We start from the raw sequence: 25245 nt of genomic DNA on the forward strand, positions 1-25245 counted from the left end.
CGGTAAATCACGCTGCTCTTTGCATAACTGTACGCTTGTATAACCGAGTTTATGGAAAGCCTTCCATAATTTGGGTCGGAAAAACTACTTCTTCGCCGGAACACAAGAGGCTGTCCAAAGCGCGGCCATAATCTATTCATTCTTTGCCATCTGCAAGAAGCATGAAGTTTGAGTTTATGCCGGAATTACCCTCAGCGAGCGATTTGCGGTTTTTTGGAACGCCCAGAAGCTAATGCCCGAAATTGGTATCGGAATTAAGGTTTTTGGGCTGAAGAGAATGGTATGATCAATTGCAGTTTAAAAAATGATTCGTTAGCATACTTGCTTTTACTAATTTTTTCCTAACTTAGCAGTAGGAATCGAGCGCCCCAGGTATGAGTGACTGAAACGCGAGGCTATTAAATAATAAAGCCTTACAGCAAACTTTAGTTAAACCGCTGGCATAGGTTGTATTTAAACACTCATGACAACAATTTAAGTCCAGTTTTAACATGAGGTTGCTATGCAATTTGAAATCACAAAAAAATGCGCAGATTCCCTGCGCTCTTTATCTTTAAACAAATTCGGTATCCAATTAAAGTCTTCGCACGCACACGAGCTTGTAGCAGCTTATTTTGGTTATTCGTCTCGTGCTTCCCTACTGTCGGACTCTAAATGTCCCATCGGCAATTTAAAAGAGGCAGAGTTTATTGTCCTAACTCCAACCGAGTTTATCAAAGAACGTTGTAAAGATCTTCAAGGCTTACCGGAAAATTTACCAAATGAATTGGGAGAAGGCGTTTACTTGCCTCTTTACGACGAAAAATGGATTACACAAACTGTTTGGCCAACTTTGGAAGAATTGGGAAAAGCGCTTGCCGACCAGCATTTGAACTCGAGCCCCTCATTTTTTAAAGACCTAAAGGTTCAACGACATGGTGTTAAGGTAGAATTTCAAAACGACGAAATCGCAATCGTAGTCTTCCGCGAATACGTTTCCCCCAGCCTATTATTGTCGTTTAAAAAAGGTAAGAGAGGAGTGGTCTATGTATTCAATTTGAAACGGATAGCAGGCTCTATTGGCTACGTTAAGACGAATCACTATTCTGCCGAAGCTGATACTTTAGACGCAGCTGTAGTAAAAATGAGAGATGGCTACCATGGGATAATTAGTAGTGCACAGCCCCCTAGTGAGGTTGCGACAATTGCGGGGCCTGAACCTAGCTTCGCAGACTGGCTAACAAAGCAAAAGAACAGAGATACTCCGTTGGGCGACTTAGCAAACAAACGGGGCTTTACAGATAAAAGCCAGCCTTGGCCGTCATATGCTAACATTGAGGATTACGAAGACTATTTATTAGAGAACCACCCGCCTTTGGGAGCGATGAAAGCTTTAAAGAGAGCATGGAAATCTTACCAGTCGTATTTGCGCAAAAAGGGGTCGCCAAATTCTATTAAGAAAGTGAAACGGTCTACTGAAAAGATGCACGATCAAAGAAAAATCGTGTTTGTTAAAAATGTAGAGCCTCTTCATTATTCTAAACGAACAATCGAAAATTTTGTCCCTGGAGATAAGGCATGGGTTTCCTGGGAAGGGAGTAAAGCTATTCCTGTCACTGTTCTCGAAGTGGATGAAAGTCACTATACGTTTAGGATAGAGCGTCCTTTAAAAAAAGCGGGGGACGAACATTATGTTCGTTTAGATGAAGTACGCAGTACTCCAGAATTAGCATGTATCAATCATGTAACTTCATGAAGTGTATTTGACGCTGTTTACGTATTAAATAATCCCGTGCCTCCTGTTGTAGAGAGATGGCATGGGATTATCTTTATACAGATAAGGATGCGGACTAATAATTACCGTTCGAAGTGGCCGGGAACGACTAAGAGGGCTGTTCGTGACCATTACGGATGAAATAGGATTTGCGAATATGGTGGAGTTGTATATATACAAAAGCTTGAGTGTGGATGAGAAGGATGGTGGGGCTAATAGGGAGATTTGTTCCGACGAGGGATTTTGAGCAATGAGGTTATTTACTTAGGTCGGTATATAGGGGATGCCCCCGATTGCAAGGTCGGTCTTTGCTGAAATCTCCTATTTGGTCAAATACATAGTGTTACAGTTACCAGAAAAGCCACCTACCACTTTTCTTTTCTATTAGGTATTTTTCGTCACGAAAACCAATTCCCTTCCTGTATTGCTGGTCGAAGATATTACCGTGGTCTGGAGTCGTCATAATAACCTCTTTCGAATCGATTAACTTTTGGTTTATAGTGCCTGTTAGAAACGCACCGCAAACCTGCAATTCATCATTACAAATTAGTTTGTCATGCAGCGTTTCTCGCATTCTCAAAAAATTTAAAAATTCCTTCGGCCCTTTGCCTCGTGCCAACAACGTGAGAATAAAAGTTTCTAAATCATCGAGCTTAACTGCCCACGGATAGGAACTTTCATCAGGTATCTCCAACAAGGAAGAAAGATCAATCTGTACCTGACCAAACGTCTTCAAGTTCACAACGACCGAAAATGCATTATCTTCGAACTCTGATGTATCGATAGTTTCCAGTACATTGCCCTTGTTATCACAAATATCAAGCAACTGAGCCGCCAAAAACTTGCTTTCAACTCGCCTGCATTGATCATAACCATAACCAATACAACCCCTAAAATCGTCTTTGATACGTACAAATGCTTTATCGGGGTCGCGGAGCGGTTCTCGTAGGTTGTAACCCTTAGCCTCGATAATAAATGCATAGTTCTTCCAAAGGATCAGCAAGTCCTGCTCACAGCCATCAACATAATAGCCCCTAAAAATTTTATAATCGCGTTTCAGTAACGCCTTAAATAGTTCCTCAATGCGGTCTTCCAGTAAATTGCCTTTTCTGGCTACCAGAGCAGTTGTATCTGCCTTGGTTTTTGAACAAGTCTTTTCTAATAAACTTTCAATTGCGTGGATCACCTGCTTTACCTCAAAAATCTGATACATCCCGTCGCCCAGGTTAGCAATCGGTTTTTCATACAGCGGATTTCCGGGTTTCATGGCTGTATAGTACAAAAAGTCCGATTGTTTTCTTTCGGCAGAAAGCAAGTTTAAAATCGTCTCAACCTTTTCAATGGGTAATTCTGGAGATACAAGTTCGTTTGCATAAAAGCGATCTATAATGCCGTGGTCAGCCATATAATAGAATACTGGCTCCATCGTATCATCCATCATCGCTTTCAACGGCTCTGGCGCAGTATTGACCATCTGTACTTTCGCATAGTCGCGCCAATTTGCGCGGGGAGTACCGTTCAGACCAACGCCTTGAAAATTCTTCTGATGTAAAGCATCCACATTCGCGTAGAATTGCAAAAAATCCGCTGTTTGCAAACCGGTTTCCTTTATCACAATGCCATCCAACGGCGCATACAGGTCCTTTACCCAATTGATAATCTGCTCTTCAAAATTGAGCGGTCCCTGATTAAAATAATCAAGAAAAGAAGGCATCGCAACTTTTCGGACTTTCTGCCAGTGGTCATCCACCACTTCGTCCTTTGGAAAAAACATGGCGGCGTATGCCTGTTCTATTTTATTCAACAAGTTCACGATTTCGTCCCATTTATCAGGATCATACATATTATCCGTTCCGTTCCTCGGATCAGAGGTCATCAAAAGCCCAGCCAGATAATACAACTGCCGCTGGGGTGAGGACAGCTTACCGAGCTGATCAGCCGCTGTATGATTGCCGCCGGCATGCATCAATCCCGAAAGATCGCCTAACAGCCATCCTGTATCATAGGTGGAAATAAGCTCTTTTAATTGCTTTGATAATTCCTCTAATGTCATGGGTTTAAATTGGTACTTGCTAAAAGAAATGTGCCTTTAAGCTGGATTATTCTATCTCTTTGATCCATGAAAAAGTTTCTTTCATTTCTTTGCGAGCATCTCCTTCCGAACCTATTGAATCAGCAATTATGTCAGTCGTTTTTCCATCCGTAGCCTGGTAATACAGACTTACTTCGCCAAACGATTTTCCTTCGTAATGCAAGTACCCCTTTGGTAGCTCTTTTAACGACTCGCTGTAATGATAATTTACGCCGTCTGTGCTTTTGTAATGATAAAGTGCCATATAACTTAGATTTATGGGATTATAAACTCAAAAAGATTGCCAAAGCAAATGGCGATATATATCGATGAAAATTTGGCAGTTACCCCATAAGTATTTAACATGCTGTTGTCGTTGGCGCTTAATTTATGACAAGATCAGAATTTGCTAAAACAGCTCCAATTCTCTTTGACGATGAGCGACAATTGGTGATCGGTGAGAAAGTATGGCAATTGTGGATATTCGTTCAGTGCTAAGGGCTCAACAAATAATTCCAAAAGAAAATCGACCACAATTGGGCTTAGGTTATGTTGCAAGTGGTGTCATATGAGGTTATGTTATTTATAGTCGATTTTAAGTTATGTAAAAACTAGATTTTCGATGTAAAGTCCACACTCTATACTTTGATCTTCAAAAAAAAGTTATCCAGAGCTTCCCTTAATTTTTTATTATTCATCTCCTTTGCCACTTTGCGGATTTCGTCAGGGCCAAAAAAATTAATTTCGTGTTTAGTATAGCTACTCTTAAAATCCTTCATTCTTTGAAGAGCATCGTCGGTAAATCCAGCAGTTGACCAGTATTCAAACTTAAGTTCCTTTTTTTTGAAAATCTCTTGGCCTAAGAACCATTTTTTAAATGCGGGAATTTTCTTTGTTATCCATTTTTCTACATCCTCCAGTTCAATTTGTGATTTGGTTCCCTTACATTCTGAAATAACGACCTTATCGCCATAAACGGCCTGTACGTCCATTTCATGTCTTCCTCCATTCTCCACGATTTCCCATCCGATTTCAATATTGCTTCCTTTACTAACGTGTATGTGCCCGACCACGTATTCAAAAAGAGTTCCTCTAATATTGTTCAACAATCCTTTGTTGAATTTCTTTAGTTCATCTATAAGTTCCAAATATTTATTAGGGTTTGTTTTTAAACTGGCACCGGCATTGTTAAAAATCGAAATCAGCTCTTTCATCGTTTCGGCATATTTTGCACCGAAGAGCTCTCTGACAAATCCTACAACAATACCGTTCTCCTTCAATAACATCATTGCTTCTTTGTCAAGATCATCAACGATTAGAAAAGGTATTACTCGGGACGCACTTTTGAAGCTCAATATTTGCTTAAGTTTGGCTATGAAAAACATCACATCATCTTTATAGATTGGAACGCCAATCAGTATATCGGCCAATACAAAGCCAAACTTTCCATCTGTCTTAAGACCAACAATCGGGCTAAGGCCTTTGAAGCCCCATCTGAACTTCCCATGCTCTTCAAGGATTGCACCGCTATCATAAGAAATTATCCCCGTGTTTCTTACCAAAGAGTGAAAATCCTCCAAAACGAATAGCTTTATGTTCTCAATTGTTTTACTAAATAGACTTGCAGACGGCGTTCTGTATATTTTTGGGGAAAGCAAGTATTCATCTCCATTGTAAGCAATGACATTTTCATTAATGAACTTCTGCATTACTTTAGAAAATGGCAAGTGAGACTTTAAGGGTAGAATAGGGTAGTTGGTATAGCATTCTAGAAACCGCCGTCCTACTGTACCTTCGTGTAACCTCAATGCATTTAACGTATACCAATATTTCAGACCATGTTCAAACATTTTCTTAGCCAATACTGGGTAAACAAGATCATCATCCACATGTTCTTCCAAGAACATCAACGATTGTTGACTTTTGAAAAAGCCGTTTATTCTTAAAATATCCTTAGCTCTTGCCACTTGTTGGCTTGCGGTATTTGGTTTCATCTTATTTCCCTCGGCCACTCTCTTTGCCAATTCGCTCGACAGCGATGGTCCACTTGATTTTAATAACTTTTCGATGGTTGTCATATCACGCTATATATAAAAAACTCGTTAGAGTTTTTATGCGAAAAAAAAATTCTTGGCTATTTAAAGATAAGCAACATTTTTTATAAAAAATACATTTGAAATCTATGTCACATGACTTTTAGCGGGAGCATAAAATTTATCCCATTTTTAAGATATCGGTAGGTAAAGTATATGATCTTGGGTTAGCGTACTTATTTCGTAATGTCTTATCGTAAGAACAACCAAAAGCGTAAATTGAGGAGATTAAAAGGCTATTTCCGTTTTCTGAATAGGCGCATAAGTATCACATGGTTCTTAAAAAATCTTACTTAAATTTGAGAAAAATTAAACTTCTATCTTATTGTTAGAGCAAAATGACGAGATTCCTTATTCATAAGCAAACAAAGACTATTGTAGATGCGGATGACGGTAGAACTCTGCATTTTAGTTATGACGACTTTTTAGATCGGATTGTTAGAGGACATAGTTGTTTTATATGCGGTGCCGAGCCTAGCTCCAAGCCATTCAATAATGAGCATGTGATCCCGAACTGGATCTTAAAATCTTATGGCACACCTACATCGTTTATGATCCTGCCTAATGCCACAACGATAAAGAATAGCCATTATACCGTTCCTTGTTGTCAGGAATGTAACACGTTATTAGGGCAAGAACTCGAAATACCAGTTAGCCAACTGCTCAAAAAAGACTATAGGACGGTAGCTGACATTCTCCAAAGTGACGAACATTGGTATTTCCGTCTGTTCCATTGGGTTTGTCTCTTGTTTTTCAAAACACATTTAAAAGATACCTATTTAGAGGCTGAACGTGACCAGCGGCTGGCAGTTGGAAAGATTGGAGATAGCTATTGCTGGCATCCTTTATACCATATCCACAATATTATCCGGCAACACCATACGGGAGTGAGACTTACTAGAGACGTTCAGGGTTCGATAGTTGTTTTTGAAGCACTTGTTGAAACCGAAACAGAAGAATTTGATTATCTGGATAATTTGAACAGTCAGGTCGTGATGGTAAAAATTGGCAAGATTGTGATACTGGCTGTCCTGAATGACAGCCGGTTTTGTCTGGCAAGCTACAAAACGTTCTTAAGCAAGATTAACGGTGCGCTTAATTCCGTCCAAATACGAGAACTGTTTGCACGGCTAAGATATCTGAACGAAAATATCAAGCGGAGACCGAAATATTATTCTTTGTTCAAAGATAATACCTATAAGATAGCGGCGAGGGTGCCAAATAAGGTTGAGTTCCTACAAGGCGCAAAACAGAAAGCGAATCTCTTTAAGCTCATGCGTTTTTATATCGAAGATCTAATGCCTCCTGACTTGCCTGACCGCAAGCAATTGGTCAAGGATCTGGAGGAGGGGCGTGCTCAATACATTTTTGATGAGCATTTCAATTTCTTTCAACACCCAAGCTATTGTCAACAAATGGCGGCACTGGAACAAGAACTAAAATAACGTTAGTCCGCTTGAAGTTCTTTATTGTAAAAGGCAACTTTTAAACTAATTGAGGAGATGCTTTGCACCCAAAACAGCCTCATAATCCTCCAAAAAGTTCGACATTTGTAAAGTTCCCTCTCCTTATTTTCATTTTTTAGCTTGTCAATATGTTTAGTCGCTATGCCCAAATGACGACATATAAAAGCGACCCGCTCTTTCCTGCGATTGGCAAGCGCGTTATTTAGTGCCGCTCTAAAAGGGCTATTCTTTCGATCTGCATATACCAGTGTTTTCAACGAGGTAATCAAAACATCGTCGTAGAACTTTTCCGTTTCGGGATTTGTCAAAAAGGTATTTTTATCACTATCTGAAAGCTGATCGGGTTCCAACAAAAGCATAAGACTAAAATATATCCTCTTCTCGGCCGGAATTAACGGAATGCCTTCTTTGATTCTTTTTCTAAAGAGAGGTAGCTGCATACGTTCTCCATCGAATAAGTCTGGGCTAAAGTTAACATTGATAGTGTTTGGAATATCTTTAATGTCCGCATTATCATATTGATTTTTAATAGGTCCGATATCAAGTGCACTTAGACTTCTAACATCCCTTGCATAAAAACCCTCCGTTTTAAGTAACCTATTTTTTCCGGTGTTCTGCAAAGCACCATCCAGCAATACTAAGCCGTCATCATTGCCGATATTATCAGAATTGACCTCAAGTTTCAGTTTTGCACGCTCCGACGGTGTATAAATAATATAGCCATATACTGTATTGCCATACTTCTGACATGCCTCTGAACCATAATAGAAATTGAATATGGCATATCGATCAAACTGACCGATCTGAATGAAAATATTCTGTATCGAATGGTTTAACGGTAAATCCATAGTCCTATATATCAGATGCGTTTGTGCTATTCGTCTTCTGGCTGATTAGCCCAATCAATCAACTGCTCAATACCATTTCTAGCCCTTAGCAAAAATGGTAACCCTGACTGATCAGGACCTCCACTGGGATATGCTAGCTCCAAAAGAATAGTCAATGAATAATCAAACCATTCATAATTTCCTCTTAAAGGCGGTATTGCAATGGCGTTCAAATACCTTATGGCTCCTATTAATATTTCCTGCCCATCCGGCAGATTCTCTACTTGATAAAAATTGCTTTTTGATAGATTGACAAAATTTTCGGTCATTACAGATAGTTCATTCATTTGTTCAGGAAGCTTTTCTAATGGCGACGTGGTCTTTTCCCACATTAAGTCCTCTGCAAGTGAAAAACAAACCTCATATAATCTTTTTTCGTCCATACTTAATAAGTCTTGATGTTATAAATGTAAGAAGTTTAGAGGACTATATTTATGCTTTCATTCTATGCTAAATGTCGAGATATTCAATCTTCGAGTATTCCATTTTTTTACCGTACAATCGCAGTGTTAATGGAACCCCTTTACAATATCCAAATTGCACACTATAAAAACCCGATATCATTGCAATATCGTTAACCAGGCAATAATAACTTAAAAACATCTTCCTAATAATCGAGGTAATAACCTCTCCCGGCCTGTTCATCGTTACTGACTCCGATTTATAAAACGGCTGTTCGTTTAGGCATCAAATCAAAAGATATTCCACGGATTGAATATATATTACTTGGGGTGCTCGCCTCCGCCAAGCCATTCTCCAGTTGCATGCCATAATTCGTAGTAATACAGCCATAAAGAAGTCCAGGGAACGATCTTGTCAGCCAAAAAATCGGCTTTTGTAAACTCCCGATATTTTGGCATATACAAGCACAGATTCCCGGAAGGATATAAGTGGGGAATCTTCTCACCTTTATAATTCATACGGAGCTCTGGTGAAATAATTCTCATCTTCGGAATGCCCGTTAAATCGTACTTGAGCACAAACGCGTACACATGACTTCTCGCAGTCGGTTGGAGAGTTCCTTCCACCTTTATCGAACTGTGGGAAATGAACTTTGCATCGAATTGGGGATACTTCGACTTCATACAAGCCAACTGTTCAGCAAGGGTCCTATCCTTTACTTTTGAATTCCCTGCCATCAACCGCCAAAAAAAGTATTGCTTTTGACCACGGAACTTCCCGACAAGCCTGCAGAAGTCAATAGCCCATTGTTCCGATCCATACCGAGCTCATTGGATTTCCGATACCGTTCCATCCACGTTGCCTGGTTGGTCTGGGCCCTCGAAAATAGTTCATCGCCAAACAGTCCCTTCATAATGTGGCTTTCCTCAATAATACCGTTATCCTCTTTTAATCTTTGCCACTCGTTATACAGGTGGATCGAAAAACGTTTGAATGCCTCATAATACTCCGGTTCGCTATCCCATTTATCAGTAAAATCCTCGTCGGGATTAACCGGATTAATTATTTTCAATCTGCCGTAAGATTGGCCAATTCTACTTTGAATAGTCGTAACAATGTTGTCAACCGTATCGAAAATACTTTCTTCACCTTGATAAAACTGTCCCGCTATCGTAGTCAGTATCACGCTTGATGTCCTGTAGCTATCATTTTTTTGGAAATAGATGTCCCGATACCGCTTAATCAATTGTACCCCACGTTGCAATGGCTTTTTCTTGCTATAGTCGTCGGCCGGCAGATTTTCCGCCCTGAGCGCTTTCTCAAGCAGACTTTCCCGCACAAGGTTTGCTTTCGCAATGAACCAGTCCGCATAGCCTCTGGGATTACTACTGACCCAGCTTCCCAATTCGCGGTCGGGAACCATGATACAGTTTTTATCATATTCGATCTCCTGAACACCTGGCAATATATCCATATGGTAATCGCCTGCATATTTTAAACGGATACAGCGGTTCTTGGCTTCCAACATATCCTTATACAGCCCATGTTCATTCAGTCGCCTTCTCAGCTCATTATATATTCTTTCCGGAGTATGGGGAGTGCCGTATTTCAGGTGTACAGCAATATCCAGATCGAACTCGTCTCTTCCGATCGGTTTAACGGTTGTCAATATCCTAACCGATCCATGGGGATACACATCGTATTTGTAAGGCTTGAAGAACTTTTCATCGGCCTCAATCCATTCCCTTACAGCTTCGTAACTGCTTATCATTCGCTCATGTCTTGTTTTGTCAAGCTGAACGTCCTCCGCCATCCTGTCCAGAACGTCGTCGATCTGTGTGGCTTTCTTTTCTGTTACTATCATCTTGGTAAAATTTTAAATGTGTGGGGAAGAATCCTTTCGCCCCTTACGGTCGAACCGTTTCGGATTTCATCGGGCGTAGCAAAGTAAATGCTCTCATTCCGATTTATTAGATCAAGGATAGCGTGCTTTTGGGCGTCGTTTTCCGTCCTCAACTCATATATATCCGCGTAGCGTAATTCATCGGTAGGATATATCGGTGATTTCAGCACACCTTCCACGTGTTTTCCGATAAACACATATTTGATATGCCTGAAGATACCTTCAGGTAATAGATTTGCATCTATCAGTTCTTCGCGGAATTCCCGAGTTGGATCCATTTCACGGTTCTTTCTGCTTTCGAACCACCTCAGGAAAGCAATTAGGTTTTTCCTCCTTTTAATGATTATCCTCAAATCGTTTTCCGTATCCTCGTCTCTCGGCACATGGTTGCACGGCTCGATTCCCAATCGATCGAAAAGTTCCCTGTTCTCCTCTTTCAAATATTTGTACGCACCACCCACAGGCTGGTAACCGGGATTATCTTTCTTGTGTCTTTTGATCAAAAGATATTTCCCATTCATTTCAATCCTAAACAGGTAAGCCACCGTCACCCTGACTGATTGGTTACGTTTTAGAATCAATGTCTTGAAAAGCTTCCATTTATTGCGGTTCTCAACCAAGAACACACACAACTCGACCAAACTACCTACAACGAGACCCAAAGAGACCTTGAACACCGTACTCTTGGGTTCATCCCCTTCCATAAAAAGACAGGAGATGAAACCCAGAAGACCTATAACTAAACTTACCTTACCTCTCATCCGCTAATACTTTGTGTCTTTTGGAGGATTAGGGTCGTTTCCATAGGAATCCTTATCCCGGATCCTCCCATCGGGTCTATGGATCACAACTTCGGTTTGTTGATTGATAGCAATTTCCCGGGCTATTTTAATGGCTTCCTTTTGGGAGCCTACAATTTTGGTAGCTTTCCCGTTTCCGGCACCTTTTACCGCCCATTTATCACCGTTGGGCACCACATGTTGATTTCTTTTGCTCATAAATCCTGTTTTTTTGTTAATACCTGTGCCCCACTTTCGGCAATTGCTTTCGGAGGCTTTCACATAGGTATGCTGGCATCTTTCTGTTTTTTGCCATGTGGACATTTTTTTGAAACGAATGGCAATTTTTTTCACCATCTTAGCATGTAATTATAAATCGAGTGATGAATCTTTGTGACGCATTACAATCTGTTGATTTGGATGACCTTATTAAGAGGTTAACTTTGTATGCATCAAGTCGCTTAAGGTCAGTTGGCGTCAAGGATTTCGATGGGAAAGAACCCGTTGATTTCGTAGGTGATTTATTTTTAAAAGTGATGGAGGGAACCCGTGATTGGGAAAAAGCTAACTGTTCATTCACCGAATTCATGTTCGGTTGCCTGAAAAGTGAACTCAGCAATTTTTTCAATGGCACTTCAATCGGACAAACACAGGATCTACAAGGAATTGAGCTAGATAGCGGGCAAAATGATTTCAAGGAAGAAAGGGAACAGGTTTCAGAATTATTGAAACGGGCGGGAGCCGATGATAATGAGCTATTAGTGTTCGAATACTGGTTGGATGGGATTTATAAACCGGCGGAAATTGCAGGAGATCTTGGTATTGATGTGAAAGAAATTTACGTTATCACAAAACGGTTGGAACGAAGATTGCCTAAAATAAGGGTACAAGCAAAAAGTATCATATGAGCAACAAAATTAAGGAGAAAATAGATGATGCTCTGCTTGCTTTTTACAAAGAAGTGGATAAGGACGTCATCGATGAAATGCTTAACGAGCATATTCCAAATATCGATGAATTCGACAGAAAGAAGAAGCAGATTATTTTTTTAGCAAAGGCAAAAGCGCAAAAGCAGCGCAATGACAATCTTTTGAATTTGGTTAACAAGTTTCAGGAAGCCATAGAATCCAACATTGAAAAACCTGTAGCGATGCTAAAGCAATTTATCCAAGGGAATGCTTCTCTGGCCCTATACCGGAACCTCGATAAACTTTCCAAAGAGGACATTATTACAATAATCAAAGATCAAAATCTCGTACAAATACTAGAAGAATTAGAAGACGATGAAAAGCGTCAATAATGCCCGTATGCAGGCCCGTAAGCTTTTGGACATATGTGGTCTGGATGAAATCACGGATATGGATATGGACCTATTCGTTGCAGGATTAGTGGTTGCTGGGCTGGACGCGATACTCATTGAAGAAGAATTGGCAAACTGTGATGGGAAAGTTATTTTTGGAAACAGTAAATCGGTCATAAAAGTAAATTCCAGAATACAATTCCAGGAAAGAAAGCGGTTCGTGGCTGCCCATGAAATAGGGCATGTGTTGATGCACAGGAATATGCGATTACCGGATGACACATTTGCAAATTTTAATGTCATTGAAGGGATGGAAAACACATTAAAAAATGGAAGGCAGGAGCTGGAAGCCAATGAATTCGCGAGTGAACTTCTAATGCCAGAGAAAATATTCCTTAAGGAAGCAAAAGGCAAAAAGTTCACCCCCCTTCTCATAAAGCAGTTAGCTGAAAGGTTTAGAGCCAGTTTAACTGCTACCGTTTTTCGTTATCTGCAGTTCGGACAGCTCCATCCTATATGCATAGTTTTTATCGAAAATGGTAGGGTCAAATATTGGAAGAAGTCTGACGATTTAAAGGTATGGATGGGTGATTATAATAGGTTGGCTCCACCGACTGATTCCGTTGCCATGGAATATCTTCAAAAGGATTATGACTTTGTATACAAGTTGGAAGAAAAAGCACAAATTATCAAAAAATCGACATGGTTCAACTTAAACCAATATGATGAAGACACAGATTTCTATGAATACTGTATTCCCACGAAACGATACCAAACCATATTAAGTATCATTTGGGAAGATTAGAAGGAACAACTATTGGTGTAACCGATTCTTCCAGTTTCTTTTTCTTGATAGCTCGACCGACATACCATTATCAGTTTCCAAATCAATAAAGTTTTGATTTTCAGCAATCAAACTATCATAAAGCGCGGACAACTTCTTCAAATCCTCCACCAAGCGGATTTGATTTTGTCCTATCAAGCCTACTTCGAGAACGAGGCGATTAACAAAAGTTAGTCGCCTTTTTTCGTTATTATGATTTATTGAATATTCCTTAATTCTTGCGGCTTGACACTTCTTATCTGAGGAGGATCGGAAATTGGGTGCACATTTCCACTCGGCGCTTGCGATCTTAAAGCTTACAGAACCGGTTGCCGCTAAGCCGTAACCATTCGGGCTATCGTGCAGCCTTATCAAATTCAGACTGGAAATAAGTAAAAAAGTCTTTACCTTTAACTCCACGGAATAAAATAAAAAAAACAATTCCAGCGGGCACCGTCACGATGTGTAGTGACAAAAACAATAGACGGAAATGCAAGACCTGTTATTTAACTTTATCTCAAAGTTCGTTTCCCTTACGGAAGATGAAAAAAAAGCAATAGCCGCTTTCGACATATTCCGATCGGTAAAGAAGGGAACGGTCTTACTCAAAGAAGGACAGCTATCCAACAATTGCTACTTTGTCTTAAAAGGCTGCCTGAGGACCTATTACATCATTGACGGCGACGAAAAAACAACGGCCTTTTATACCGAGATGGAAGGCATCACCCCACATTGTGTGATGAGCGGCAACCCATCCGTATACTACATCGCTGCTGTTGAAGATACAATCATCACCGCCTCCACACCTGAGATGGAACACGAGACATTCGCAAAATTCCCGAAGTTTGAAACGCTTTGCCGGATGTTTTCGGAACAAGAACTCGCCAAAAGCCAACTTACACTTGATGATTTCAAGACCTCATCACCCGAACAGCGGTACCTGAAATTGCTTCGTAACCGTCCCGACCTATTGCAGCGTGTACCACAGCATCAAATTGCAAGCTTTTTAGGGATTACACCCCAGTCGCTAAGCCGGATCCGAACCCGTATATCCGGAAAGACTTAATGCCTGCTGGATTTCTTAACTTAAGTGAACGTTTGTGACGTCGGTGTTGCGTAATTTTCCAACGGCTAAACAGGACGAATGTAAATTTGCAAAAAACAATGGACAAAAAAGTATTGCTTTCCACGCTATGGATATTTTTGACAGTGAATTTCATCTTTTGCGATGTGTTTACACTCATGCACGCCGACGATTTGAAAAACATATTGAACGGTAGGGTCGGTGATATGCAGATAACCCAGGAGTTTCTCCTGGCGTTTGCTGTCATGATGGAAATCCCGATGCTGATGATTTTGCTTTCCCGTCTATTGAGGTATCAATCAAACCGGATACTGAATCTAATTTTCGGCATACTGCTGGCCATTATCCAACTATGGAGTCTGACTGTCGGGGGCAACACACTGCATTATTGGTTTTTCAGCATAGTCGAGATTGCAGCCTGTATCGGTATTGTGTGGTCTGCATGGAAATGGAAGAAAGAGGAAACCGCAATTAGGTAACCGATGATCGAATACAAAAATGAAAACGTTGATAGTCGGGGCCAGCGGGGCGACGGGAAAGCTTTTGGTGGAGCAACTTCTGGCAGCAGGGCAGCATGTTAAAGTAGTAGCCCGTCCAACGAGTAATTTACCTGACCATTGGAATAATAATAAGCAATTGATGGTAATCCAAAGGAATATAACGGAAATCACCATCGAAGAAATGGCTAAGATCCTGTCGGACTGCGATTCGGCAGCTTCCTGCCTTGGCCATAACCTGACCTGGAAAGGTATTTTTGGAAAGCCGAGAAAACTCGTTATGGACACGGCAATTCTGTTATGCCAAGCCATTGACCAAAACGCGCCTCAAAAACCAATCCGGTTCGTTTTGATGAACACGGCGGGGAACCGGAATAGGGGTATAAACGAACCTGTTTCAATGAGGCAAAGCATAGTAACCGGATTACTCAGGTTGTTTCTTCCACCGCACACGGACAACGAAAAAACAGCGGACTATTTAAGAAAAGAAATCGGGCAGAACAATGCATACGTTGAATGGGTTGCCGTCCGCCCCGATAATTTGATAAATGAAGAAGAGGTAACGGAATATGCGTTGCATCAATCACCAACAAGAAGTGCAATCTTCAATCCGGGTAAAACAAGCCGTATCAATGTGGCACACTTTATGGCGAGGCTTGTATTGGACGACCAGCTATGGAATACGTGGAAAGGACAAATGCCGGTAATCTACAACCATAGCAAAGACGAAATAAAATAACCTAAACCCGCAAACGAAAAACAATGATTTATTTCTCCGACCATTGACGCTCAATGTCGGCCAGTGACCTGCCCTTGGTCTCGGGCAACAACCGGTAGACCGTGATAAAGGCGAGTATACACCACAGCGCGAAGAACCAGAATGTAACAGCAGCCCCTATACGATCCAACAGCAAGGGCGTCAATTGTCCGATGACCGTATCTGCAACCCACATAACCATGATACTGAGCGCCATCGCCCTTCCCCGGATGTTTGAAGGGAAAATTTCGGCAGCCACTACGAACTTCAGTGGACCAATCGAAAACGCAAAGCTGGCCAAAAATATGATGACCGAAAACAACAACAGCATCCCCGGTGTATTTTCTCCATAAAGGCAGCCTCCTACCACCATCAGGCTCAATGCCGCGGCCGCCGTACCGATCAGATAGAGCGGCCTCCTGCCCAGCTTATCCACTTTCCATACCGCGATTAAGGTAAACACCAGATTGGCTACGCCAAAGACAATCTGGCTTTGCAACGAGCCGGACAGACTCACACCAGTAGTATTCAATATGCTCGGACCATAGTAAATAATCGCATTGATCCCACAGAATTGCGAAAAAAACGGTAAGAGCAACCCTAATAGGAGCGCTTTGCGTAATCTCGGCGAAAACAAATCCCGGTAAGCAGCCAAGCGTTGCCCTTGACCCCTACTTTTCAAATCTGCCGCTGCTTCCGCTTCGCCCACGAACCGATTAAGCAATGCCATTCCAGCAGCCGTTTGTCCCTTCTGCAGGAGCCATCGCGGACTTTCGGGAATACCCAGCAACCCCAGCAAAAAAACCAGTGCCGGCAGCGTACCTACGATAAACATCCCCCGCCACACCTCTTCATGGAGCCATAGACCGCCCCACCCCGACAAGCGGCCCACCATACTGGGCGCCCCCTGTACCAAGAATGCGTTGCTCAAATACGCCACCAAGATGCCAAAGGTCACAGCCAGTTGGTAATACGTCACCAACCGCCCCCTAATCCTTGCCGGGGCGATCTCGGAAATATACAGCGGCACCATGCTGGAGGCGATGCCCACCCCCACGCCGCCCAGGATACGCGCCACAATAATCGACGAAAATGTCGGCAACAGTCCGCATCCCAGCGCAGACACTAAAAATAAGACGGCGGCCAATATCAATACTCGGCGCCGGCCGTACCGGTCACCGAGCTCGCCGGACATCGCCACCCCCACAATGCAACCCACCAACGCCGAGGACACAAACCAACCCTGCTGCAAAGCAGAAAGCGAAAACTGTTTTGTCACCAGTGGCAGTATCCCCGATACCACTGCCATATCAAATCCAAACAGAAAGCCCCCAAGTGCCGCAACCGCGCAGGCCAACCACAGAATTTTTGGAAATTTATGTTGTTGCTCCATGATCGTCCTTAACAAACGCTTTAACCACCTTGGCCGTCCCTCCTCCGGTATTTACCAGCGTATACTGCAATACCGCTGCGGGAATCACGAACGTTTCCGCGTATCGAAATACCGTTTCCCGATCACCTATCCGTACCGAAATTTCCGTACCCTCCACCAACATCATCACGTGACACGCCTGCCGCGTGTGTACCGTCACTTCGTTCTCAAATTCGATCCTATGCACATCATAAAAATGCGCTTCATGCGTGGGTAAGTGGATCATCTTCCAGCCTTTGCCTTCTTCCAATACATACGGCTTGGAAATAAGCTCCCGGGGCACACGTTGTCCTTTCCGGTCGAACCGTAGGTTGTTGAAGGCATGCTCGATATTAATAGGACGTGGATCTCCATTTAGATCTTTGCTCAACCAATCATACATTTTGAATGTGAAAATATATGGTGTTGCACTGATTTCTAGTACCAGGTTGTTTTTCCCTGAGCTGTGTACTGTTCCATTCGGAATCAAAAACAAATCATGCTTCGCCGCAGGAAAAGACTGCACATAATTGCCTATAGCCACTTCCGTGTTTTTTTCCAAGCTATTTTCCAGCTCTTCCCTGAATGCCGCCGGATCGATATCGTCCTGAAAGCCCAGGTATACTTTCGCATCCGGCGCACTGTCCAGGATATAATAGGTCTCGTCCTGCGTGATCACTTCGCCGAAGTTTTTCCGGATATATGGCAATGAAGGATGGCATTGGATGGATAAATTGCCTCCGTCAAATGTATCGAGAAAATCAAACCGTATTGGAAATTCGTTACCGAAACGCGCATGGTGTTTACCCAAAATCTCCAAGCCGGCGACTGTCATCAAGCAATCGAACGAGACTTCCAGCAAAATCCCATCACTTTCGAAAACTAAACCATTCTCGGGCGCGATCAGCTCGAACGACCATGCGTAATTGGGCTCTTCCTGACTGACCTGGGGAATGTGCTTCTTAATCCATTGTCCACCCCACGAACCAGGCGTAAACCAAGGACGCGGCCTGAACGCCGATCGGGAAAGTGTTTTCAAACCATTCACAACATCCGGCGCATACGCCCATGTGATCCAGTCGACCCCCTGCCCGTCTGCCAATACATCCACGCTGCGCAGCAGCGATTCCTTATGTTTATTGCAGACCACCCAATCTACAAAATAAAACCGTTTGTACATTGCCGTCGGCTTTTCCGGTGCTGACTTTCCCAGGTTCGTAATTGCACCGGCATTCATGCGGTGCTGCAATTCATTCTTGGGCAAATCAACATAGATCACCGACGCATCCCATCCGCTCAATGCGGCTCCCGTACCGATTAAGATATTGATTGCATAGTTCGGATCAGGTTCGACGCCAACCAAGTCATCCCATCGGTAAAAATCAGTTAAGTTGAGTGCCGTCTTTGAGCCCCAAACTGAATCTTCACTTCCAAGAAAAGGTTTTACAAGTTGTTCGATGTCCGCTTCTGGCTTAAGGAAGTCATGCATAGCATACCAATTGACTTGGGTATCCAGTTTTTCCAATTCGGCCATTAAGTGAGTGGCTATGCGGTCCCAGAAGTTACCCACATAACCATCAATGATCACTGTTTTCTGCTCCACTACCCATTGCGCCAACGTATCATAACCATAGTGAATCTTCCCGTTGCCCAGTGGGTGGGCGGGATAAATGCCATATCCCGCGCTGTCCGTGGCCCGTACTTCCGCTGGCATGATTTCCTGTTTCGTGTTCCGCAACGTTAAGGAGACACCCGTCGTCATTACTTCCTCCTGCGTCTCACCATTACGCTTCAATTTCATTAGCATAAAAATTATTAAGTTACTACAATATGTACAAGGTTACCTTTCAGCCGTTCATCACGTAGTCAAGCGCCGGTCGGCAAGCGGATTACCGTATTAAATCCGTCAATGAATGGTTGCTGCAAACTCCTCAAATAAGACGATGGCATCGTAAAGTACTCCCGCAGCCCCGCGGAAGGTTCCCGAACCATGCGGTTGGTTGTCGATGGTATACCATTCATAGAAACCGTTGTGATCAACGGCACGGCGCAGCATAGGCTGCACCTGTTCATAAGCTTCCGCCACGAAGCCATGGCGGATAAGCTGCTGAATCATCCGGCCCCCAAACCAGTCCCAATCACCGCCGTTCTGGTAGCCATAAGGATGCATTCCCGGGTTTTTGAAACTCCCGGCCGGGTAAGGGGGATATAAGGTTAACCCAATAGATGCAGCCCCCGAAGCCTGTACATTGGCTACCATGCGGCCGAGCGCGTGCTTCACCTGTTCCTGCGAAAGCAATCCAGCCTCGATAGCCACGGCAGTACCGCCGTGGTAATAGACCCCTGCTTCGTCGAAATCTCGGGAAAAAGGTGAACCATTAAGATAAATATGAGGTATGAATTGCTGCCGGTCAGTATCCCAAAGATGCCTAGTGCTGTTCGCAGCCACATGATCCCGTATAGGTGTCCATTTTTCGCGGGTATCCGGCAGAAGCTCCACCAGGTTATCCAGCGCAATCAGGAACATAGCGTTATCATAGATGTCGATAGCATAGTGTGTACTGTCAGTCAGGTAGACACCCCACGGATGTTCCGGTTGTACGTCGCCCCAATCTGCCGTGGTAGCACCCCACAGCAATCCATATTCCTGATTGAATCGCTGAGCCATAAGAAATTCCATCGCATGTTCCAACCGCCTGGCAACCGTCTGCCCGCCGATGGTGTCTTGCAGAAACGTATGATTCCCACTTTTACGGATGTATTTATACACGGCCTGAACCAGCGAACTTTCTTGATCGGTTTCCACCGTATTTTTGTGGCCAGCATAATTGGGCTCCAATACCGTATAGACATAGGCATACCCACCCTCTGAACGACGAGCCCTGGTTTTCGGTACAAACCCATCGACGATGTTTCCGTCCTCACCCTGCAAGCGAAAAAAAACGCGGAGGTTTTCTTCGATGGTTGTTGACGGATGGAGTTCCGTTGCCAGGGTGATAAAGGTATTATAATCACGTATCCATACCTCTTGATACCCATCGCCAGCGTTAAACCCGGATCTAACGGTTTCCCGCGCCATGGATTTGACGGTTTGCAGAAGCGTATCCTGTTTGATCAGCGAAGCGAGTGCGCGGTCGGCGCGCGAAGAGGTACCGCAGGCCATCGTGACAACGGCTGCTACCATTAAAAATCCTACAACTTTCATCCTTAGCTTTTCATTGTTAATGATTAATTACTGATTGACAGGCGGGATTGCAGCAATACCCCAATGGGGATTAGGTTCGGGACCCATTTCCAACTCTAGTGTCCCTCCTTTCAGCAATTCCGATGCGTAAAACCAGCAATTTTCCAACGGTTTCCCGTTTAGCCGTGCTCGCTGAATATATCGGTTTTTCCTGGAAGTGTTTATTGCAGTGATGGTAAACTGTTTGCCTCGTCCGTAGCGTTCGCCCATATCAATATCGACACGCTCGAAGATCGGACTACCGATTTCATAAATCGGCTCGTGGCGGGCACCGCCATCGGTCTGAAACAAACCGAGGGCACTCATCACAAACCAAGCGCTCATCTGACCCTGATCTTCATCGCCCAAATAGGCATTGGAAACCCCGTAACCATAGTAGCGGTCCATGATGGCACGGCTCCAATGTTGGGTAAGCCAGGGTTTGCCCACCCAGTTGAACAAAAAAGCAAAATGCATGGATTGCTGATTACCCTGCACCACGGGGTAATCCCAATATTGATCATTCGGTCCGTTGAACCGCCATTTGTAACTTTCCTCGAAGCCCCACTTTAGCCGATTGATAAAGGTATCCCTTCCAATGAGCGTCGCCAGCGCGGGAATGTCCTGGGGAACGAAATACGTGAGCTGCCAAGCATTGCCCTCCACATACTGCTTATTTGCTCCAGACTTGAACGGATCAAAATCAGGAAACCAATTGCCCGCCGCATCTTTCATACGGGCGTATCCAGTAACAGGGTCAATTGCGTTGCGCCACCATTGCCCCCTTTCCATGAATTCCCGATATTCGGAGTGTTTGTCCAGTGACTTCGCAAACTGTGCCACGGTCCAGTCATCAAAACTGTACTCCAACGTATTGGAAAACCGACCCTCATCATACGGCACATACTGATGGGCGAGATAGGTTTCCAAATCACGGTTGCCCGCCAACCCTCCGCCGACACGTTCAGCCGGCGTCGTTTGCATCTTATAGACGGCCTCAAAGGCCTTTTCAGCGTCAAAATCATGAATACCCATGTGGTAGGCACCCACAATCAGCGGAATTTCATGTTCGGCAACCATCACGGGGATGTATTCCATCCCTGCCGGTCCCTTGGCAAGCCAACCGCCGGCATCGTACATAGCCAATTGGGAGCGCACCCAGCGGCTTGACCATTCCGGCGTTACCAAGTTCCAGAATTGGTTGAGATTCCAAAAGGTATTCCAGAAAGCATCGCAACCCAGGGCTACATCGTCGGGGTTGCTAAACTGCCGGACGTGTTCATCAGCATCACGCCAACGCCCATCCACGTCGCTGAATATGTTGCGACTGGCCAAGCTCCGGTACATATTGGTATAAAATCGCATCTTCTCCCGATAATCGTTGCTGGTAACCGTAACGCGCGTCAGCAGATCGTTCCAAACGTCTCGATGGTGTCCTTGCACGGCGGCAAAATCCCAATTGAAGGGTTGTGTAATTTCGGTCTCCAAGTTAGCACCCGCGTTAGCCGTACTCACGTACGAAATCCCGGTACGCACTTGTACCGTCGGCGATTTTCGGGTATCGAATTCGACAAAAATACCAGCGGCATCTACGACCGTCGCCTGCAAGTCCCCCGTGTTGCCCACGATACCGTTGAGCCAATGGCCCGCCCGGATGACCGGCTGATCAAACTCCATCACAAAATGAACAATGTAGTCTTGATCGGCATCTTTAGACCAAACGCCACGCGACAATTGCTTACTGTACCCTTCAAGGCGGTATGGAGACACTTGCTTGATGTCAAGTTCCTCAACTTGATAACGGTATTCTGCCGGAATGGTCAAGTCGACCATCACCCGGCCGGTGTCAGCGTCGTGGTACGTATACCGTTGAAAGCTGGCCCGGGTAGTGGCCGTAAGCTCAGCCGTAATATTATAATCTGTCAGATGCACCTTATAATACCCCAACGATGCCGCCTCGGTACTTTTATCGATCCGGGAGCGGTATCCCGACTCAGGATCCGATTGATCGCCGATTTGTGTCTCCAACGTCCCGGTTACTGGAAACGTGCCCAACCCAGCCATGGTCCACTCATGGATATGGCTGAACGTACCGATCGATTCGAAAGTCGGATCATAACCGGCTTGCCAACCACTATTCTGGTTATCGGGACTTATTTTTACCATACTGAAAGGCATCCACGGGCCGGGAGCGATCATCCAACGCGAATGACCGACCCCCATCATGGTGTTAACGTAGTCAGCGGGCGTCACCAATGGCTGCGGCGCACGAACGACCTCTCCTTCTTCGGCAAGTATATCGTCCAGATATATCGCATACCGACTGGATGTTTCAGCAGTTACCCGGGACATCGGGACCTCAAGCCCATAATCCCCCTGTTCGATTCGTTGGCTGAAAACGGTCTCCCCATCCAGCTCTACCGCCAAGGTTGGCGTATTTTTCAAATGTGCCACATCGATCAACAATGGTTGGTAGCGTTGGTCGCCCTCTACCACTTCGTATTCAGCAGCTGTTACTCGCTTAATGAGGGCATCCCCTGGAACCGCAAGCGTAGCGGCCGAAGGTCCTTCAAGACGCACATCGTCAAACACGACCCAGCCTCCGATGAGCGTGGTCAGCATGATTTCGTTATATCCCGGTTTAATGCTTCCCCCCGGCAAATCGATAACCACCTGCTGTGCCTGTTCGCTTAAATAAGGGCCGGTTGGCTCTTCCCTTCCACTACCGCCTTTCAACTGGTGAACCCATGACACGCCATTAACGACGACTTTGAACAACGGTGGTGCTTCCTGCTCCACATCGAGCAAATCCACCACTAACCGACTTACGCCATCGGTGGGCATAGCAGTTAGTCTGAAGTAGACATTCAATTCATGCGAGCGGATGCCAGATGTCCGCCCTGTCCCTCCCCAACCATTGGCCGGACCAGGAAGCACATACGGCCAATCGGTTTCAGGCGAGGAATGGCCGACCAGAAAAAAGCGGTCTTCATAACCAAAATCCTTCTCGATAAATTGGGCATAATCATGGGGTGCGAGTGCCATACCCTCCGGCGAGCCATCCTGTTGGCCGATTTGCCAGATGATATGGGACTGCGCAAATGCCGTTTGTCCTACCGCAATCAGCATGGCTAAGGCAATGGATGAAATTATGATGCTTCGTTTCATGGAAGTGCTTTGTTTTATGGATATGCTTTTGTCCTAATTATGATCATTCGGTGTATCCCGGATTCTGCTCAAGTGCGGGGTTACGCTGCAACTCATCATCCGGTATAGGGTACAACAAATGCCCTTCGGTGTAGGTCGCGCCAAAACTGTTTCGGTGCCCCACCACATCCACAAAATTGATTTGCCCATTGTCAGTTACCGGAAATTGCCGTGTACGCTGGATGTCAAACCAAATATGAAATTCAAATACCAGTTCGCGCAACCGTTCTTTCCATACCTCAGCTACAAATTGCTGCGGGGTTAAACCGGCTAATGCAGCTTTGATCTGTTCCTCCGATTGTTTCCAATACGCACGACTCCTCACTTGTGCCAAATAGTTCACGGCTTCCGCGGTCACCCCCTCTGATTGGGCGATTGCCTCTGCGGCAATGAGCAACACATTGGCGTAGGTGTAGATTGGCAGATCTTTGCCGGATGTCGCCGTTTCCAATGCGGCTTGCTCATCATACCAAAGGTGTGGAGCCCACTGAAAATTGGTCACCCCGCCATCGGGTCTGGTGTAAGAGGAATGGAAATATTGCTTTTCCTGCCTGCGCAAATCATCTTGCGGGTGGTATGCCTGCAGTAGGCTGACGGAGGGCTCATAAGCGTTGTTGACAATCGCATAAGCCACTTCGGGAGAAATATTCGTGGGGAACGCCCACTGTGCGTATTGGGAGTTTTCGATGCCTACCGTATATTCAAAATAATAGATCTGTTCGTTGGGCAGGTTGTCTGCAAGCCGTGCTTTATTGTATGCGCTCCTAGCTTGGACGACTTCGCCCTGTGCATCCCGATCGTGCTGGGTGAGGCTATAAACGCCGCTGGCAATGAGCTCTCGGGCTTCCCTGGCGGCATCGGCGTGGTGCTTGGCCTGTAGGGGGTAGCCGCTCATGGTGAGATAGACCTCAGCCAACAGCGATTTTGCGATGCCGTGGGTAATCCGGTTGCCGTTACTGGCCATCGTTGTGTTGGGAAGGCGCTCCTGTTGAGTGGCGTATTGCAGGTCGCCAACGATAAGGGCGTAAATATCAGCCACAGATGCCCGCTCGATATACAGGTTATCCAAGCTCTCATAGGGTTCCGTAATCAACGGAACGCCCCCGAAGAAACGAACCAAGAAATAATAGTTCATTGCCCTGAAAACACGGGCTTCGGCCATAAGCCTGTCGGCTTCTGTTTCGGGAAGTCCCGGTGTTGCAGGGATGTATTTGATAGCGTTGTTAGCCCGTGCAATACCGAGGTACAGATCCCGGTAGATGCCCCCCAGGTAACCCGAAAGGTTGACACCGTTCAATGTAAGCTGCTGAGCATGTTGCACGTGTACTTCCTGTCCCTTGAATTCGTTGTCTATGAGGCCGGAGGTGTACGGACCAAACATAATCCTTGTTCCAGAATAAACACCACCGCTAAACAGGGACGGAACACCTGACCGGTACAAGGCATTTACCGCGTTGTACGCATGGTCCGGATTCGTAAAGAACTGGCCCGAGGAAATCTCATCTTTCGGCACTTCTTTCAGGAAGTCCGAGCAGGAGGTTGCTAACACCCCTGCGGAAAATATCATTGCGATTAACTTTTTCATAATC

General features: G+C 44.6%; 23 protein-coding genes. 8 read left to right on the forward strand and 15 right to left on the reverse strand.

All coding sequences use genetic code 11. From position 1 onward, the window contains the following. Window positions 1-502 precede the first annotated feature (502 nt). Window positions 503-1735, forward strand: a complete 1233-nt coding sequence (locus JHJ32_RS08210; protein WP_200120653.1) for a YozE family protein — start codon at window positions 503-505, stop codon at window positions 1733-1735. A gap of 367 nt (window positions 1736-2102) precedes the next feature. Here the strand turns inward: JHJ32_RS08210 and JHJ32_RS08215 are convergent, their stop codons facing one another. The 3 genes from JHJ32_RS08215 to JHJ32_RS08225 all read right to left on the reverse strand — a co-directional run bounded on the left by JHJ32_RS08215 (window position 2103) and on the right by JHJ32_RS08225 (window position 5902). After that, window positions 2103-3806 carry an NERD domain-containing protein gene (locus JHJ32_RS08215; protein ID WP_200120654.1) on the reverse strand — a complete coding sequence of 568 codons (1704 nt, stop codon included), beginning with the start codon at window positions 3804-3806 and terminating at the stop codon, window positions 2103-2105. A 46-nt stretch (window positions 3807-3852) separates the two neighbouring features. Continuing rightward, window positions 3853-4089, reverse strand: a complete 237-nt coding sequence (locus JHJ32_RS08220; protein ID WP_200120655.1) for a hypothetical protein — start codon at window positions 4087-4089, stop codon at window positions 3853-3855. Window positions 4090-4462: 373 nt separating this feature from the next. Continuing rightward, window positions 4463-5902, reverse strand: coding sequence for a hypothetical protein (locus JHJ32_RS08225; protein ID WP_200120656.1), 1440 nt, complete (start codon window positions 5900-5902; stop codon window positions 4463-4465). Between the two features lie 353 nt (window positions 5903-6255). On the opposite strand from JHJ32_RS08225, the gene JHJ32_RS08230 reads away from it, so the two are divergent. Beyond that, window positions 6256-7362 carry a hypothetical protein gene (locus tag JHJ32_RS08230; RefSeq protein ID WP_200120657.1) on the forward strand — a complete coding sequence of 369 codons (1107 nt, stop codon included), beginning with the start codon at window positions 6256-6258 and terminating at the stop codon, window positions 7360-7362. A gap of 2 nt (window positions 7363-7364) precedes the next feature. Here JHJ32_RS08230 and JHJ32_RS08235 read toward each other — a convergent pair whose 3' ends face one another. The 6 genes from JHJ32_RS08235 to JHJ32_RS23165 form a co-directional block, all read right to left on the reverse strand. Further along, window positions 7365-8231 carry a hypothetical protein gene (locus tag JHJ32_RS08235; protein WP_200120658.1) on the reverse strand — a complete coding sequence of 289 codons (867 nt, stop codon included), beginning with the start codon at window positions 8229-8231 and terminating at the stop codon, window positions 7365-7367. A gap of 26 nt (window positions 8232-8257) precedes the next feature. Next, a complete protein-coding gene (locus tag JHJ32_RS08240) occupies window positions 8258-8653 on the reverse strand; it encodes a hypothetical protein (protein WP_200120659.1) in 396 nt (131 codons plus the stop codon). Between the two features lie 339 nt (window positions 8654-8992). Continuing rightward, a complete protein-coding gene (locus JHJ32_RS08245) occupies window positions 8993-9409 on the reverse strand; it encodes a hypothetical protein (protein ID WP_200120660.1) in 417 nt (138 codons plus the stop codon). After that, a complete protein-coding gene (locus JHJ32_RS08250) occupies window positions 9409-10536 on the reverse strand; it encodes a nucleotidyltransferase (RefSeq protein WP_200120661.1) in 1128 nt (375 codons plus the stop codon). Before JHJ32_RS08250 ends, JHJ32_RS08245 begins: the two co-directional genes overlap by 1 nt. Continuing rightward, complete coding sequence (locus JHJ32_RS08255; RefSeq protein ID WP_200120662.1) at window positions 10533-11336, reverse strand: hypothetical protein; 804 nt, start codon at window positions 11334-11336, stop codon at window positions 10533-10535. The genes JHJ32_RS08250 and JHJ32_RS08255 overlap by 4 nt, the downstream gene beginning before the upstream one ends. 3 nt (window positions 11337-11339) lie before the next feature. Next, entirely contained in the window at window positions 11340-11573 is a 234-nt protein-coding gene (locus tag JHJ32_RS23165; protein WP_200120707.1) for a DUF2188 domain-containing protein, read from the reverse strand. A 164-nt stretch (window positions 11574-11737) separates the two neighbouring features. Here JHJ32_RS23165 and JHJ32_RS08265 point away from each other — a divergent pair, with 164 nt between their 5' ends. From JHJ32_RS08265 to JHJ32_RS08275, 3 genes are read left to right on the forward strand one after another with little or no spacing between them, the layout of a single operon-like run. Continuing rightward, the gene (locus JHJ32_RS08265; RefSeq protein ID WP_200120663.1) at window positions 11738-12262 is read left to right on the forward strand and encodes a sigma-70 family RNA polymerase sigma factor; all 525 of its coding nucleotides are present in this window, start codon (window positions 11738-11740) and stop codon (window positions 12260-12262) included. Then, complete coding sequence (locus JHJ32_RS08270) at window positions 12259-12654, forward strand: hypothetical protein (protein ID WP_200120664.1); 396 nt, start codon at window positions 12259-12261, stop codon at window positions 12652-12654. Before JHJ32_RS08265 ends, JHJ32_RS08270 begins: the two co-directional genes overlap by 4 nt. Further along, window positions 12638-13459 (forward strand): ImmA/IrrE family metallo-endopeptidase, encoded by an 822-nt coding sequence (locus JHJ32_RS08275; protein ID WP_200120665.1) that lies wholly within the window; start codon window positions 12638-12640, stop codon window positions 13457-13459. Before JHJ32_RS08270 ends, JHJ32_RS08275 begins: the two co-directional genes overlap by 17 nt. Before the next feature lie 9 nt (window positions 13460-13468). Here JHJ32_RS08275 and JHJ32_RS08280 read toward each other — a convergent pair whose 3' ends face one another. Next, on the reverse strand, window positions 13469-13897 hold the full coding sequence (locus JHJ32_RS08280; protein WP_200120666.1) for a hypothetical protein: 429 nt from the start codon (window positions 13895-13897) through the stop codon (window positions 13469-13471). A gap of 70 nt (window positions 13898-13967) precedes the next feature. On the opposite strand from JHJ32_RS08280, the gene JHJ32_RS08285 reads away from it, so the two are divergent. The 3 genes from JHJ32_RS08285 to JHJ32_RS08295 all read left to right on the forward strand — a co-directional run bounded on the left by JHJ32_RS08285 (window position 13968) and on the right by JHJ32_RS08295 (window position 15797). Next, window positions 13968-14543, forward strand: coding sequence for a Crp/Fnr family transcriptional regulator (locus tag JHJ32_RS08285; protein ID WP_079716407.1), 576 nt, complete (start codon window positions 13968-13970; stop codon window positions 14541-14543). Between the two features lie 98 nt (window positions 14544-14641). Next, entirely contained in the window at window positions 14642-15040 is a 399-nt protein-coding gene (locus JHJ32_RS08290) for a DUF6326 family protein (RefSeq protein WP_079716408.1), read from the forward strand. A 19-nt stretch (window positions 15041-15059) separates the two neighbouring features. Continuing rightward, window positions 15060-15797 (forward strand): NAD(P)-dependent oxidoreductase, encoded by a 738-nt coding sequence (locus JHJ32_RS08295; protein ID WP_079716409.1) that lies wholly within the window; start codon window positions 15060-15062, stop codon window positions 15795-15797. A gap of 28 nt (window positions 15798-15825) precedes the next feature. On the opposite strand, the gene JHJ32_RS08300 is transcribed toward JHJ32_RS08295, so the two are convergent. From JHJ32_RS08300 to JHJ32_RS08320, 5 genes are all read right to left on the reverse strand, one after another. Further along, a complete protein-coding gene (locus JHJ32_RS08300; protein ID WP_079716410.1) occupies window positions 15826-17208 on the reverse strand; it encodes a sugar porter family MFS transporter in 1383 nt (460 codons plus the stop codon). Further along, window positions 17192-19027, reverse strand: a complete 1836-nt coding sequence (locus JHJ32_RS08305; protein WP_233632549.1) for a class I mannose-6-phosphate isomerase — start codon at window positions 19025-19027, stop codon at window positions 17192-17194. Before JHJ32_RS08305 ends, JHJ32_RS08300 begins: the two co-directional genes overlap by 17 nt. 105 nt (window positions 19028-19132) lie before the next feature. Next, the gene (locus JHJ32_RS08310) at window positions 19133-20431 is read right to left on the reverse strand and encodes a hypothetical protein (RefSeq protein ID WP_200120667.1); all 1299 of its coding nucleotides are present in this window, start codon (window positions 20429-20431) and stop codon (window positions 19133-19135) included. A 27-nt stretch (window positions 20432-20458) separates the two neighbouring features. Then, window positions 20459-23617, reverse strand: a complete 3159-nt coding sequence (locus tag JHJ32_RS08315) for a GH92 family glycosyl hydrolase (protein WP_200120668.1) — start codon at window positions 23615-23617, stop codon at window positions 20459-20461. Between the two features lie 43 nt (window positions 23618-23660). Next, window positions 23661-25241: a RagB/SusD family nutrient uptake outer membrane protein gene (locus tag JHJ32_RS08320; RefSeq protein WP_200120669.1), complete on the reverse strand. Its 1581-nt coding sequence runs from the start codon at window positions 25239-25241 to the stop codon at window positions 23661-23663. Between the last annotated feature and the right edge of the window lie 4 nt (window positions 25242-25245).

This window comes from Parapedobacter sp. ISTM3, assembly GCF_016533505.1.
GTDB lineage: Bacteria > Bacteroidota > Bacteroidia > Sphingobacteriales > Sphingobacteriaceae > Parapedobacter > Parapedobacter luteus.

Excerpts from the sequence above, each read along its gene's own strand:
- JHJ32_RS08210 (WP_200120653.1), top strand. The coding sequence starts at position 503 with ATGCAATTTGAAATCACAAAAAAATGCGCAGATTCCCTGCGCTCTTTA.
- JHJ32_RS08215 (WP_200120654.1), bottom strand. The coding sequence starts at position 3,806 with ATGACATTAGAGGAATTATCAAAGCAATTAAAAGAGCTTATTTCCACC.
- JHJ32_RS08220 (WP_200120655.1), bottom strand. The coding sequence starts at position 4,089 with ATGGCACTTTATCATTACAAAAGCACAGACGGCGTAAATTATCATTAC.
- JHJ32_RS08225 (WP_200120656.1), bottom strand. The coding sequence starts at position 5,902 with ATGACAACCATCGAAAAGTTATTAAAATCAAGTGGACCATCGCTGTCG.
- JHJ32_RS08230 (WP_200120657.1), top strand. The coding sequence starts at position 6,256 with ATGACGAGATTCCTTATTCATAAGCAAACAAAGACTATTGTAGATGCG.
- JHJ32_RS08235 (WP_200120658.1), bottom strand. The coding sequence starts at position 8,231 with ATGGATTTACCGTTAAACCATTCGATACAGAATATTTTCATTCAGATC.
- JHJ32_RS08240 (WP_200120659.1), bottom strand. The coding sequence starts at position 8,653 with ATGGACGAAAAAAGATTATATGAGGTTTGTTTTTCACTTGCAGAGGAC.
- JHJ32_RS08245 (WP_200120660.1), bottom strand. The coding sequence starts at position 9,409 with ATGGCAGGGAATTCAAAAGTAAAGGATAGGACCCTTGCTGAACAGTTG.
- JHJ32_RS08250 (WP_200120661.1), bottom strand. The coding sequence starts at position 10,536 with ATGATAGTAACAGAAAAGAAAGCCACACAGATCGACGACGTTCTGGAC.
- JHJ32_RS08255 (WP_200120662.1), bottom strand. The coding sequence starts at position 11,336 with ATGAGAGGTAAGGTAAGTTTAGTTATAGGTCTTCTGGGTTTCATCTCC.
- JHJ32_RS23165 (WP_200120707.1), bottom strand. The coding sequence starts at position 11,573 with ATGAGCAAAAGAAATCAACATGTGGTGCCCAACGGTGATAAATGGGCG.
- JHJ32_RS08265 (WP_200120663.1), top strand. The coding sequence starts at position 11,738 with ATGAATCTTTGTGACGCATTACAATCTGTTGATTTGGATGACCTTATT.
- JHJ32_RS08270 (WP_200120664.1), top strand. The coding sequence starts at position 12,259 with ATGAGCAACAAAATTAAGGAGAAAATAGATGATGCTCTGCTTGCTTTT.
- JHJ32_RS08275 (WP_200120665.1), top strand. The coding sequence starts at position 12,638 with ATGAAAAGCGTCAATAATGCCCGTATGCAGGCCCGTAAGCTTTTGGAC.
- JHJ32_RS08285 (WP_079716407.1), top strand. The coding sequence starts at position 13,968 with ATGCAAGACCTGTTATTTAACTTTATCTCAAAGTTCGTTTCCCTTACG.
- JHJ32_RS08290 (WP_079716408.1), top strand. The coding sequence starts at position 14,642 with ATGGACAAAAAAGTATTGCTTTCCACGCTATGGATATTTTTGACAGTG.
- JHJ32_RS08295 (WP_079716409.1), top strand. The coding sequence starts at position 15,060 with ATGAAAACGTTGATAGTCGGGGCCAGCGGGGCGACGGGAAAGCTTTTG.
- JHJ32_RS08300 (WP_079716410.1), bottom strand. The coding sequence starts at position 17,208 with ATGGAGCAACAACATAAATTTCCAAAAATTCTGTGGTTGGCCTGCGCG.
- JHJ32_RS08305 (WP_233632549.1), bottom strand. The coding sequence starts at position 19,027 with ATGAAATTGAAGCGTAATGGTGAGACGCAGGAGGAAGTAATGACGACG.
- JHJ32_RS08310 (WP_200120667.1), bottom strand. The coding sequence starts at position 20,431 with ATGAAAGTTGTAGGATTTTTAATGGTAGCAGCCGTTGTCACGATGGCC.
- JHJ32_RS08315 (WP_200120668.1), bottom strand. The coding sequence starts at position 23,617 with ATGAAACGAAGCATCATAATTTCATCCATTGCCTTAGCCATGCTGATT.
- JHJ32_RS08320 (WP_200120669.1), bottom strand. The coding sequence starts at position 25,241 with ATGAAAAAGTTAATCGCAATGATATTTTCCGCAGGGGTGTTAGCAACC.